General features: G+C 43.6%; 11 protein-coding genes. All 11 read right to left on the bottom strand.

Annotation, left to right across the window (positions count from 1 at the left end):
- Positions 1-42: 42 nt before the first annotated feature.
- Positions 43-762 (bottom strand): class I SAM-dependent methyltransferase, encoded by a 720-nt coding sequence (locus tag NTX44_15025; protein ID MCX6122922.1) that lies wholly within the window; start codon positions 760-762, stop codon positions 43-45.
- 183 nt (positions 763-945) lie between these two features.
- Positions 946-2,064 (bottom strand): glycosyltransferase family 9 protein, encoded by a 1,119-nt coding sequence (locus NTX44_15020; GenBank protein ID MCX6122921.1) that lies wholly within the window; start codon positions 2,062-2,064, stop codon positions 946-948.
- 40 nt (positions 2,065-2,104) lie between these two features.
- Complete coding sequence (locus tag NTX44_15015; GenBank protein ID MCX6122920.1) at positions 2,105-3,247, bottom strand: glycosyltransferase; 1,143 nt, start codon at positions 3,245-3,247, stop codon at positions 2,105-2,107.
- Positions 3,244-4,950, bottom strand: coding sequence for a glycosyltransferase family 39 protein (locus NTX44_15010; protein ID MCX6122919.1), 1,707 nt, complete (start codon positions 4,948-4,950; stop codon positions 3,244-3,246). The genes NTX44_15015 and NTX44_15010 overlap by 4 nt, the downstream gene beginning before the upstream one ends.
- Before the next feature lie 14 nt (positions 4,951-4,964).
- Positions 4,965-6,392, bottom strand: a complete 1,428-nt coding sequence (locus NTX44_15005) for a glycosyltransferase (GenBank protein ID MCX6122918.1) — start codon at positions 6,390-6,392, stop codon at positions 4,965-4,967.
- Positions 6,389-7,126 carry a methyltransferase domain-containing protein gene (locus tag NTX44_15000; protein MCX6122917.1) on the bottom strand — a complete coding sequence of 246 codons (738 nt, stop codon included), beginning with the start codon at positions 7,124-7,126 and terminating at the stop codon, positions 6,389-6,391. Before NTX44_15000 ends, NTX44_15005 begins: the two co-directional genes overlap by 4 nt.
- A gap of 80 nt (positions 7,127-7,206) precedes the next feature.
- Positions 7,207-8,178, bottom strand: a complete 972-nt coding sequence (locus NTX44_14995) for a glycosyltransferase family 2 protein (GenBank protein ID MCX6122916.1) — start codon at positions 8,176-8,178, stop codon at positions 7,207-7,209.
- A gap of 101 nt (positions 8,179-8,279) precedes the next feature.
- Positions 8,280-9,119 carry a rod shape-determining protein MreC gene (gene mreC, locus NTX44_14990; protein MCX6122915.1) on the bottom strand — a complete coding sequence of 280 codons (840 nt, stop codon included), beginning with the start codon at positions 9,117-9,119 and terminating at the stop codon, positions 8,280-8,282.
- A 516-nt stretch (positions 9,120-9,635) separates the two neighbouring features.
- A complete protein-coding gene (locus NTX44_14985) occupies positions 9,636-10,646 on the bottom strand; it encodes a rod shape-determining protein (protein ID MCX6122914.1) in 1,011 nt (336 codons plus the stop codon).
- A gap of 63 nt (positions 10,647-10,709) precedes the next feature.
- Complete coding sequence (purH, locus tag NTX44_14980) at positions 10,710-12,308, bottom strand: bifunctional phosphoribosylaminoimidazolecarboxamide formyltransferase/IMP cyclohydrolase (GenBank protein ID MCX6122913.1); 1,599 nt, start codon at positions 12,306-12,308, stop codon at positions 10,710-10,712.
- Positions 12,293-12,910, bottom strand: a complete 618-nt coding sequence (gene purN, locus NTX44_14975; protein ID MCX6122912.1) for a phosphoribosylglycinamide formyltransferase — start codon at positions 12,908-12,910, stop codon at positions 12,293-12,295. The genes purH and purN overlap by 16 nt, the downstream gene beginning before the upstream one ends.
- Positions 12,911-13,037 lie beyond the last annotated feature (127 nt).

Below are 13,037 nucleotides of genomic sequence, written 5' to 3'. Positions count from 1 at the left end.
GAAAAGGAATCACATTCAATAAATTCATCGCTTCGAACAACGTTACGCTTTCTTCGCCAGCACATTCAATCCAGTACCTGTGTTGTTCTCGCCATGATAATCCAGCCACATCATCGGCAGCATGAGCGGCAAAGCAAGTATGTAGTAGAAGGGAAGCACGACAAAGAAAATCTTGGAGATATTTAGCAGTTGCATCGGAACCTTGATACCGAGCTTCCAATATCGGTTACCCCAGGTGCCGTACGTGTAGTGAATTGATTCTACTTTGAACCCTGCCGATTCCAATTTTTTCTGAATCTCTTCTGCGCCATATCCGTTGCGGGCATGCTCACCGATAAAACTTTCTTCTGTATCGGAATGTGCGTCCGAGCCGCCAAGGTTTGACGGTGTGTTGATGAACAGTGTTCCACCAGATTTTAGTGCATGAAAGAAATTGCTGAAAACGCCGATGTCGTCGGGGATATGTTCCATCACATCTACAGAAAGGATAAAGTCGAATTTATTCGAATGCTGAATTTGCGTGAGATCCTCAACGGCAAATGAACATCGGGCTAGTCCGACGGAGTGAAAAAAAACATTACAGTCGTTCACTTGTTCTTCCTTTAAGTCGATTCCGAAAATGGTTGCGAGCGGAAATTGTTTAGCGATATAATAAGAGTATTGCCCAAAACCACTGCCGGCATCATAGAGAGTAAAAGGATCAATCCGGCTGACAAGCTGATTTCGGAGTTCTCGTTTTACGTACCATTCACGGAGAAACATAACTCCGAGCAGCTTATAAAAAAAAATTCTCAGCCGCGGATTTTTGCGGATAATATCACCAAAAACTTTTTTAATGGGATCGTAATGCATTAAAGTCAAAATTAAAAAGTAAAAATGAAAAAGTGAACCAGCGTGAAAAAATGTAAAATTAAAAATGAACCTACCGAATCATACCCTGATTAGTTATGGCACGTTGGCCTTGATAAGTGAATAAATCTGTTCTGGCGTGATGGAGTTCATGCAATTCGGATTGAAATTGCAGCGCGGTTTGTAGCAGACGAGACAGTCGAGATTCGCCTGCACTTTAACAATCTGCCCGTTGTAGGAATCAATCTCTGTCGCTGATGTTGGACCGAAGAACGCTATAACTTGTTTCTTCAACGCTGTCGCGGCGTGGAGCGCAAGTGTATCACCGGTAAGAAATATATCGCATAATGTCACAAGTGCAAAAAATTGCCGCAGAGAATTATCTGTTCCTGTATTCACAACCCGTGTCGGATGAAGTCTGGAAAGATGCTCATTGCGCTCTTTTTCCGATGGACCGCCGTAGAGAAGAATCGATGCATGTGTTCGTTCAAGGAGCAGTTCGATGAGTTTCTCGAATCCTTCCAGCGTCCATTGTTTAAACTGCCACCTGCCGCTGGCGCCAGTGTTCATACCGATCTTCAATGAATGATAATCGAGAGCAAACTTTTCTGCAAAAGAATGTGCGAATTTCAATTCTTCTTCAGACAACTCCATGATAATATCTTTCTTCGTAGTTTTCAAACAACAAATATCGAGCATCAAGTCTTGGAATGATCGTGTATTCTTCTTCTTCACGTCATCGAAAGCGCCCATCTCGAGCCATGGTATTGCCTCGCTATTGAATGGGAAGACATTACCCCGCACATCGAAACCGTACCCAAATTTCTCTTTGCCTTTTACTGTCGATGCCAGCACCGCACTATCTGGTGCGGAATCAAGATTGATGACAACATCAAATTCCTCAATCATGGCGTGCAGGATTGTTTCTGTCGACTCATAAGCGAAGATGCGATCTACCAACTTGTTGTTTTCAAAGAGTGGCACAGCACTTTTGCACGAAATCCATGTGATCTCACTCTTTGGGTATTTTTCTTTCATTCCGTGAAGAATGCATGTCGTCCGCAGTACATCGCCAATAGCTTCTAACTTGATGATTAATATACGCGTCTGTTCAGTTTCGTAATAAGGACAAACATCGCACTTCATACCTTCGCGCTTATTAAATGCACACGGACGATCGCCGGGGAAATATTTGCAGTCACTCTTGAGAATCATTAAGATATTGTCGATTTAGTGATTTAAAGATTTTGTGATATTAGGATTTCAAATCCTTTTGAATTTCGTCGAACACTTTTCGAATATTGTTGAAGCTATTTTCTTGCCGCTTCGTTTCAATGGTGTGAGAAAAGTCCTGTTCGCGATTCTCTTTGAAGTATCGAATGATAGAATCGGCAAGTTTCGGAATATCATGCGGGGGCACGATGAATCCGGTTTTGCCATCATCTACCAATTCTGCTAAACCACCGACATCCGTTATTACGACGGGCTTCGCAAAGCCATAGGCAATGCTGAGAATGCCGCTTTGAGTCGCTTCATTATACGGAAGAACTGCAAGATTCGCCGCTGTAAAATAGAGATGCACAGCTTCATTTGCAACATACTCATTGAGGATGGTGATATTATCACCGAGATCGAGTCGTTTGATTGTGTCGAGATAAGGTTGAGGATTGTCGTAGAATTCACCGACCACCAGAAGATGTGCGTTGTTCACTTGTTTACGAATCAAGGGCAACGCCTCTATGATGTTCATCAATCCTTTGTATTGCCGAATATAGCCGAAGAACAAAATCACACTCTTCCCTTCTAAACCAAGCTGTTGTTGAGCTTGTTGTTGTGTCCGGTGTTCCGGCGTTTGATAACAATCATAAATTGGGAGCGAAGAACGAAAGACTTTTATCCGCGGATATAATTTTTTAATTCCTTCTTCAACAACTTTTGAGAGAACAAGAAATCTGTCGGCAGTTTGTAATGCGATCTTTGTAAGGAATACATCGATCCATCTGCCTTCGTGTGATATGACATTTTCAGCTACGATGAGAACCGGTTTCTTAACACGTCGCTTGAATGCTGAAGCAATTGTTCTGACAATGACACCGAAGAATGGATTCCACCATGTAAAGACAAGCATGTCGGGATTTATCGATGCGGCGAAACGTGCAGTTTTCCACCAAGTGAACGGATTTAAGCAATCAATGATTGGGGATGATGGATGCTTTTTGAGAGCAACACTACTAATATCTGTTTGACGAACGCCGGGAAATAAAAATCCCGGATATAAGCGTGAATAAGAAATAACCTGCACCTCGTTTGTTGCTGCCAATGATTCATAGAGGTGTGCAACAAAGAGCGCGTTGCCGCCTCGGATTGGATATGCCGGACCGATGAGCACAATTTTCATCGGCTGGATTCCTTGTGTACTGCACTTTTGTCGGATATCGCATTGTAGTTAATGCGGAAAACATAACTTGGATAATGTGAACCTTCTTGGTGCCCCATTTCAAACATGAGCGGATACTTTTCTGCGACCAGCTGAACGTACCGGCGCAACGTGGATGTCCACTGGAAGTCGTCGTAAAGAAGATGTGTCATGTTGAGTGACTTCCACTTTGCAATAATTGAATCTGGATTTGTCTGATCAATTTTATAAGTACCGTAAACGTTGTAATTTCCGGCATAGAGAAGAAACAACTCCGGCTTCCTGCAGATGATTCCAGTCGATTGCATCGGTAAATGTGCTTTGATCCATAGCGATGCTCGAATGTAGTTTGTCCAATCCTCAGTAAAACCGGCTAACTCATTGCCGCCAATATTAGCTTTAAGAATTGGATAGTTTTCGTCAATCGATTGTTTCGCTCCAACTATATTTGCAAATGTCAGTCCGATGACTGCAATAAAAATAAGTGTCTTGGCACGAGTAGAGACTGCCTCTGCATCCTTTACTTTTGCCCAGCGGTTGCCGAGAATGCTGAATCCTTCGAGCGTTCCAATAATAAGATAAGGGATAATAGGGATAAGCATACGCGGCGTAGCAAAAATATTTTGCAAGGCAACCGAGATAAAAACCACATACGCTACGACGAAGAAACCAAGAAATGCCAGCATCGATTTGGGTTTACTTACGATTGGCACAATACACCCTGCCAATAAAATGATAGAAACGAGGATACCGAAAAAGGCTGATGCATTAGGTATGAACTGACCATTAGCAACAGATAATTCTTGGGGCATCGGAATACCGAGTGTTGAAGGAAGCTGATAGTTTGCATGATTAAAAATGTTATTTATAAAACGATCAATAAAACCGCTTACAGTTTCCGACCCTTCAGTTGTATTGTAAGGATTTTTTAGCATGAGAACAGAGGCTTGTCCGAAAGCAGAAGAGCCTGATGTCAATTCATATATTTTCATTGGGCTGTAAAGCGCGGCACATAAAATCAAATAAACAACAAGTTGTTTCCAATGCCGTTGGTAAGCAAAGAAGAGTAAGGCAACACCAGCAATTGTAGCACCAGCTGTGCGAACATAGAAACATGCCATTGTTATGATACCTGCAATAAGTACATATTTCGTCGCTTTTCTCTCGTTCGCAAGAAGTATAAAATGAATTGCCCAAACAAGTAAAAGAGTGAAAAGAATCTCGCTGAAAGTTTGATGCGAGTATTTTAGCATGAACGGGTTGATTGCAACCAGCAACAGGAGTGAAGAAAGTAATATCGGTTGAAGGCGATTTCTGAACACGTAGAATAACGAAACGATTATACAAAGGAAGAAAAGGAGTGAGGTAGCTTTTAACATTACGAGGTTCACACCGAACATCCAGATAAATAATGATAGAACGATCGGGTAACCCGGTGTTCGGAATCCAAGTGGTAATTGTCCGGAATGAACAATCCTCATTGCCGAGAGCACATACGATGTATCATCGCCATCGACACTTGGTTTAATATCGAATGATAAGATGCTTGCGATTAATCCTATGGCTAGCATTCCGACAAGCCATCGATAGTTGTTTTTTTCAAACCAACGGTTCAACCGATCGTACGCTGTATTCCTGGTTTGGTTTTTCTCTTTCATATTTTTTGATTTGTGAGGTGTAGCCATGGAAGAGATGTACCTTAAACAAATTTCAGCCGGCGCGCTGCAACTCCTACCATCTTCAGGAGCAGCAATCCATGCCGCCAGCGTTGAATGTTAGTTTCGCCGTATGTGCGTTCCGCATAACGGATGGGCATTTCGACAATTTTTAAATTTTGTTTTGCAGCGCCGAAGATAAGATCAAAATCACCGAACGGATCAAATTCGCCGAAGTATGAACGATTCGCTGCAAGTTTTTCGTAATCCGATTTGAAGAGCACTTTTGTTCCGCAGAGAGTGTCTTTGAATTTTTGATCAAGCAAGTACGTGAACATCATACTAAAGAATTTATTACCAAGCAGGTTCAGAAAACGCATCGCCTGCTTTTCCATTGGATAGACAAGCCGGCTGCCGTTCACAAACTCTCCGCGGTTTGCGGTAAGGGCATTATAAAATTTCGGCAGGTCCTCCGGTGCAACTGTCAAGTCGGCATCTAAAATCATCAGGATGTCGCCGGTTGCACGGGCGAAACCTTCGCGGACAGCATTTGCTTTGCCGGTGCCACTTTGTATACAGAAGCTGATTGTGCGTTTTTTCTTATACGTTTTCACAACGCGTTTGATTTCATCAAGAGTTCCATCTTTTGAGCCACCTTCAACAAAAATAATTTCTGTTTTCCTTCCCATCTTTGGAATGCGCTGCACAGCTGTTTCAATGTTGCCGCGTTCGTTGCGCGCAGGAATTATAATGGAAACAAAAAACTGTTGAGGTTGTGATACTTGGACACGCGGTCGTGCTACGATAAAACGAACGATGCAGAATTTTCGCAGAAAAGGAAGTTGTGACAGATATTTGTTGAAGAGCCAAGAGACAATTGGAATGTTCTTGGGCAGTAACAGACGATAGCCACTCCGGATGATTTCAAAATTTGCTAGGTCGAGCAAATTATGTAAATCATGTGTGTTGACCCAGTTCTGGTGCGGCTGCGGAGTTTTCAACCAAAGTTTTTCCGCTAGAAGCAGGATTGGTTCCCATATAAAATTGTAATAGGTGATAATGAGGCGTGAACGCTGCGTCATCACCATGTGCGATTTTTCAAGTGCTTGTTGAATGTCATGCAAATGACCGACAAGATCGGACATCACTACATATTCAAACTTTTGCTCAAGCGATAACTGTTCAGCGTTCATCGTGTGAAATGTAAGGTGAGGATATTTATTCTGTGCACGCTGAACCATTTTAGAACTAATGTCTATACCAACACCAACGAATGGTTGCACGGCATGAAGGAGATCGCCGGTAGCACAACCGAGTTCAAGCACAGACGCATGATGGGGAATAAGGAATTGAAGCAGTTGTTTTACGTTTTGGTGGTAGTACTGATTGCGTTCTTGCCAGCGATCCCAACGTTCAGCAATTGAGTCGAAGTACTCTGTGAGGAGAAGCAACGTGTCTGTGTTCTGTCTCATGCCGGGGTCAGCCCTACTAAACAACGTGCTGCAAACAATGACGGGACATGTGAAAGCATTGAATCCATTTTTTGTAAAAGGGGCAGAGCAGTTTCAGGATATATTGCCGGTTTGCTGTATCCGCCTGAAAGCAAATAACTGAAACAGACAACCGGCCGTTTATGAAATACTTTCCAACCTTTCAGCCATGTTTCGGTTTCGAGACGGAAAAAAAGGCGTGTAGCATTTCCCTGTGCTGCATAATAGCGATCTTCCGCTGGTGAGTCGTCCGAATAATTAATGGATGCGTTCCATGCGACCGGTTCGTGGTGCAGAAGTCCATACACCGCCATCGATGATGCGCTGATGTAAGGCTCAAAGATTATAACACGTCCGTCATGGGTCAAGACACGCCCCGCTTCTTTGAAAAAAGCATTCGGACGTTCAAGGTGATGGAATACATCAAAGAGCACAAGATGCGAAACTGAACCGTTCTCGAAAGGCATCGCATATGCACTGCATACAGCGTCGAGCCATGGATTTGGAAAAAGATCGGTACAAATTGCATGAGGAATAGCAGATTTCAAATTCCCAACTCCTGAACCAAGCTCTACAATTTTTCCCTGTAACACCGGGTCAATAAGCGCGACGATCTGACGGTAGAATGAATTGTATATAGTACGCAGCAATCGTTTTGATTCCCATGCATGTTTATTCCGCAGAATTTCAATCTGATGCTGTTCGATGTCCATCATTCCGCCATCCCGACTGGAATGATCCAGTTCATGCTGAAGATATGGGAATTGGAGAAAGAAGATTGGTTTGGCACGGAATCTTACTTCAAACTTTCGCGGATGGAGTACGTCTCTTCGTTGCGCTCGTGCCGCGAAATCATCTCGCCTAATAAACCAAGAGAAATGAATTGAACGCCGATAATGATAAAGAGAAACCCGACAAGGAAGAGCGGACGATTGCTGATGGCAGTCAAACCCAAGAACCATTCAATGGAGAGATATCCGTCGATTGCGGCACCGATGAAAAACGAAACGATTCCCCAAACGCCAAAGAGATGAAGCGGGCGGCGGATATATTTTGCTGTGAAGAGAATCGTCAGTAAATCAAGAAAGCCGCGGTAAAATTTTCCTACGGTATATTTTGAATGACCAAACTTTCGTGGATGATGCTGAACAATTTTTTCTCCGACTCGAAATCCTGCTTGATGCGCTAATATAGGAATATAGCGATAGAGATCGCCGTAAATTTTTAATTCCTTCGCTACTATTTTACGATATACTTTCAACCCGCAATTTAAATCATGAATGCGCAGCCCTGTTATTTTACTTGTGACGGTATTGGCGATTTGCGATGGTACTGTGAAAATAATTGAATCATGCCTTTTCTTCTTCCATCCCGACACGAGATCGTAAGAATCACCAAGTGTTTCAATAAGCAATGGAATTTCATTTGGGTCGTCTTGTAAGTCTGCATCCATTGTGATGATGTATTCGCCCTGCGCTTCTTTGAAACCTGCCGAAAGTGCTGCAGATTTCCCAAAATTACGTCGGAAACGAATCACTTTTATAATTTTCGGATATTCAATATGCAGTGCAGTGAGAACTTCAAACGATTTGTCAGTACTGCCGTCATCCACAAAGATGATTTCATAGGACATCTTGATCCGCCGCATCGTCTCATCAATGAGCGTGAATAATTCGCGCAGAGATTCTTCTTCATTAAGGAGAGGAATAACAACAGAAACTTGCGGAATATTGGTTGTGACAGATTGTTTTGTGTTCAGTTTTGGCATCGGTAAGTTCGCCGGTGTTCATTTTTGTTCATCAAAATTAAAGTAACGGAAAAACGAGCAATATGCAAGGTAGAGAAAAAAAGAAGGATAACAGGAGGGAATTACTTTCCAACTCGTGGACCCGTCCGCTGTTCGAGTTCAACGCGCTCTTTATCTTGGGTATATGCCATCATAAATACTGTTTCTAATTTTACAAAGTCTACGCCGGGTTCAATGGTGATAGATTTGAAAAGAGAACCTGGTTGTTCGCGCACTTCGCTGACGAGACCAATACGAATATCAGATGGAAACGTATTGCTGTATTCAGAGGTCGTAACAACATCGCCTACTTTGACATCACGCATTTTTGGAACATTCTTAAGGGCAAGATTTTTTCCATCCCACATAACAATTCCGTCAATACGGCTGCGCTGCACTTTGCCGCTTACCCGAAATTCTGTATTTAAAAGAATATTGATGATAGAATAATGTTTGGTCACGGTTGTGACGATGCCGATTAATCCTCCGTCGCTTACGACCGGCATATATTGCTGTACGCTGTCATTTGAGCCAACATCGACTGTAATTGTATTCCGTAAAAGTGTAAGATTTTTGTTGACAAGGTGGGCTGCAATCAGTTTGTAAGGCAGTTGAACTTTTAATCCAAGTAATTGCCGCAGACGGAGGTTTTCGAGTTTCGCTTCACGGAGCCGCTGTGCTTCATCAGCAAGTTCAATATTGATGTGATGAAGAAGTTCGTTCTCTGCTTTCAGTCCAAAGTACGTGGGAATAAAACTCAGTTGTTCTTGTACTCCACCGAACAGAACTGTCGAAATAGCTCTGACCTGTTTGATCTGAGAATTGTCATTCATCGCCATCAAAATGAAGGATGCAACAATGAAAACAGAGAGGATAGCATATTCTCGGAATTCGTACAAAAAGTCGTATAGTCGTTGGAGCATCTTTTAATTTCGAATTCCGAATTTATAATCGCGAAATGGAAATTTCATATTGATCAAGATCTCAGAATAAAAATTGCCAATTAAAGTCCTTATGATTTCCTTTTAGCGGTTTTACCTGAAGCCGTAAAAATCGCTGTTAGTTCCTTTGCCTCTTTAAGTAGTGGATCAATTGCCGTTGGCTTACTTTTTCCAAGTTCCAATAAAAGCTCAAGCCAATATTGACATTCATCTGCCTCTTCTTCAACAATTGTGATCTTTGAGATAAAATCAGCTTTAGAACGCGCCTTGTAGCCGAACGGTAATTTGCTCCTATTGAAGTGGCAGACCTGATTAATTGCTTCCCGATAATATCAGATGTCCGATTGGAGGGTATTGAATCAACCATGTGAATAATGTCAATAGCAAATTGTTTGGTCCTATTTTGCAATACATTTGAATCCATCTTGTCGTTTCTCAGTTCACATCTGACAAGTCACACTTTATAATTCGCAATTTACAATTAACAATTCGAAATTATCAATATCTCTTTCCCTTCAACAAGACCTTGGAATATTTGTCCATGTTCTCCATAACCTTACCGGTACCGCGCACAACGGCGAGCAATGGCTCTTCGGCAACGTGAACGGGAAGATTTGTTTCAAGTCGAAGACGCTCGTCAAGACCCTTCAACAATGCACCGCCACCGGTGAGCATAATGCCGCGGTCAAGAATGTCGGCGGAAAGTTCCGGCGGAGTCCGCTCTAATGTGACCTTGACGCCTTCGACAATTTGAGCGATCGGTTCATTCAACGCTTCGCGAATTTCCACAGAACTGACTTCCGTTGTCTTCGGTACACCGTTCACGAGATCACGTCCCTTTACTTGAATCGTGATTTCTTCTTTCAACGGCATCGCAGAACCGACCTCGCACTTAATTGCTTCCGCTGTCCGTTCGCCAATAAGGATATTGTGATTACGTTTAAAGAATTGAATGATAGCGTTGTTCATTTCGTCACCCGCCACGCGCCGCGACTCTTCGTTCACGATGCCGGACAATGCAATGACTGCGATTTCCGTTGTGCCGCCGCCGATATCGACAACCATATTTCCCACCGGTGCATCAACATCAAGTCCAATACCGATTGCCGCAGCCATTGGCTCGGCAAGGAGATGAACTTCTTTCGCGCCGGCGTGTTCTGCTGAATCGCGCACAGCGCGCTTTTCCACTTCCGTAATTCCGGATGGCACTGACACGATAATACGTCTGCTTGGTACCCAGCCTGCGCTTATTTTTTTTATGAATTCACGCAGCATACCTTCCGCGATTTCAAAATCCGCAATCACGCCATCCTTCATAGGACGGATGGTGCGGATGTCTTTATGCGTACGGCCGAGCATGGCACGCGCTTCATTGCCGATGGCGATAATGCGCTTCGTGTTCCGGTCGAACGCGACGATAGAGGGTTCGTTCAGGATGATTCCTTTGCCCTTCATCCAGATAACGGTGTTTGCCGTGCCAAGGTCGATGGCAAGGTCGGCAGAAAACATTGAAAAGAGTCCCATGAGTATCCAATGACAAAATTATGAATGAAAAATTAAAAATGAATTATTTTAATGCCTAAAATGTCTAATACCGGTGAACACCATTGCGACACCATTTTCGTCCGCCGCTTTGATAACTTCTTCATCGCGCACAGAGCCGCCTGGCTGAATGACTGCTGTTGCGCCTACCTTCACCGCTTCTAACAATCCATCTGCAAAAGGGAAGAACGCGTCGGAAGAAACTGCGCAGCCATGCAAATCAAATCCGGCTTCTGCTGCTTTCATTGCTGCAATTTTGGAGGAATCGACACGTGACATTTGACCGGCGCCGATACCGAGTGTTCGGTCACCCAGTGTGTACACAATCGCATTCGATTTCACGTGTTTTGCGATCCGCCACGCAAACAACAGAGCCTGCATCTCTTCATCGGTGGGTTGACGTTTTGTGACGATTCGTAGATCACTTGGATGAATCCTGTGCTGATCCGGTTCTTGTACTAAAACGCCGCCAACAACTTTTCGTACATCTAACTCCCACAATTTTCGCAGGTTTGATGTCTGTTTGATCAAACGACGATCCCGTTTCTTTGTCAGAAATTCCAGCACGCCGTGTTCATATTCGGGTGCGATAATCACTTCAGTAAAAATTTCGTTGATGGCTTCTGCAGCCGCTCTATCCAGCGGACGATTCACACAGACGATTCCACCATATGCAGATTTTGTATCTGTTGCAAAGGCTTTTCGGTATGCTTCAACAAGTGTTGTGTCGGTAGCGACGCCGCAAGGATTATTATGTTTGACGATAACAACGGTTGGCTCGTTAAACTCCGTGCAGAGTAATGCCGCTGCGTTGATGTCGAGAATATTATTGTAAGAAAGTTCTTTGCCGTGCAGTTTCTGAAAATGATTGCCGAATGTTCCGTACAGCGCCGCCGCTTGATGAGGATTTTCACCATAGCGCATGGGTTGTTCTTTTTTCAGTGAAAGAGTGATGGAATCCGGCAGAGTCTTTTGCGGTGCGAGTCCGCTCAGATATGAAGCTATCACTGAATCATAATGTGATGTGTGTTGAAATGCACGGCATGCAAGATTGAATCGAGTTTGCATTGTGAGTGCGCCGTTGTGCTCGCGCATTTCTTCAATGACGATACCATAGAGATCTGGATTGACGACAACAGCGGTGTGCCGGAAATTCTTTGATGATGAACGCACCATCGCCGGTCCGCCTATATCGATTTGCTCGATCGCTTCATCTAACTTCACATTTTCAACAGCGATAGTTTGTTCAAAAGGATAAAGATTGACAACAACAAGATCGATCGGTTCTATGTCGTGCTTCTGTAATTGCTCACGATGCGCAGGATTATCCATAACAGCAAGGATGCCTGCGTGAATGGCCGGATGAAGAGTTTTGACGCGGCCATCAAGAATTTCGGGAAAGCCGGTAACATCTGAGACTGATTTCACTTCAATGCCGGCGTTGTTCAATGCGGTAAATGTTCCGCCCGTGGAAATAATCTCTACACCAAATTCTCGCAGTGCCTTTGAAAATTCGACAATTCCCTTTTTATCCGATACACTAATCAACGCGCGCTTAATGATGAGCGGTGCGTCACTCTCCGGTGAAGTTGATTTTGAGAACGGATCTATAACTATGACGTTATCCAAGCTTTTCTTCCTTCGATCTTTACCCGCCCTTCAGCGAATGCTTTCAGCACGAGCGGGAAAATCTCATGTTCAATCTTTAATACTTTTGCTGCGAGCGAATCTGGTGTATCATCGGAAACGATGGTGACAGTCTTTTGCAATAGTATTGGGCCGCGATCATACTCTTCGTCCACCAAATGCACCGTTGCGCCGGAGACTTTTACGCCGCTTGCCAGTACCGCTTCATGGACACGACGACCGTACATTCCTTCACCGCCAAATGATGGCAGCAGTGCCGGATGAATATTCACGATCCGGTTCCGATATTGTTGAATCACATGCGCTGGTATTTTTTTCATATATCCGGCCAGCGCAATGAATTCTGCGTGTTCTTTTTCTAATATTTCCAGCATCGCATCCGCGAGCGCCTCTTCCGACGAAAACATTTTTTGAGAAAGATGTTGTGTCGAAATATTATATGCGCGCGCAATCTCTATCGCGCCTGCATCGAACTTGTTGCTGATAAGTACAACGATCCTCGCCGGAAGCAGTCCAGCGTCGATTGCATGAAGAATTGCTTGGAAATTTGAGCCGCGCCCTGAGGCGAAGACCGCGATGTTCATTCCACTATTGCCAGAGTTTTTACCCTACGATAATGTGGAAATGTAATGAGAAGTTGAAGGAGAATCAACGAAAAGCGTGCGTTTTTCATGATTATATTTAAATATAACAGGAGAGTATCTCGTTTCA

This window comes from Ignavibacteriales bacterium, from assembly GCA_026390575.1.
Classification (GTDB): domain Bacteria; phylum Bacteroidota; class Ignavibacteria; order UBA10030; family UBA10030; genus Fen-1298.
This window is presented reverse-complemented; position numbering and strand designations above follow the sequence as displayed.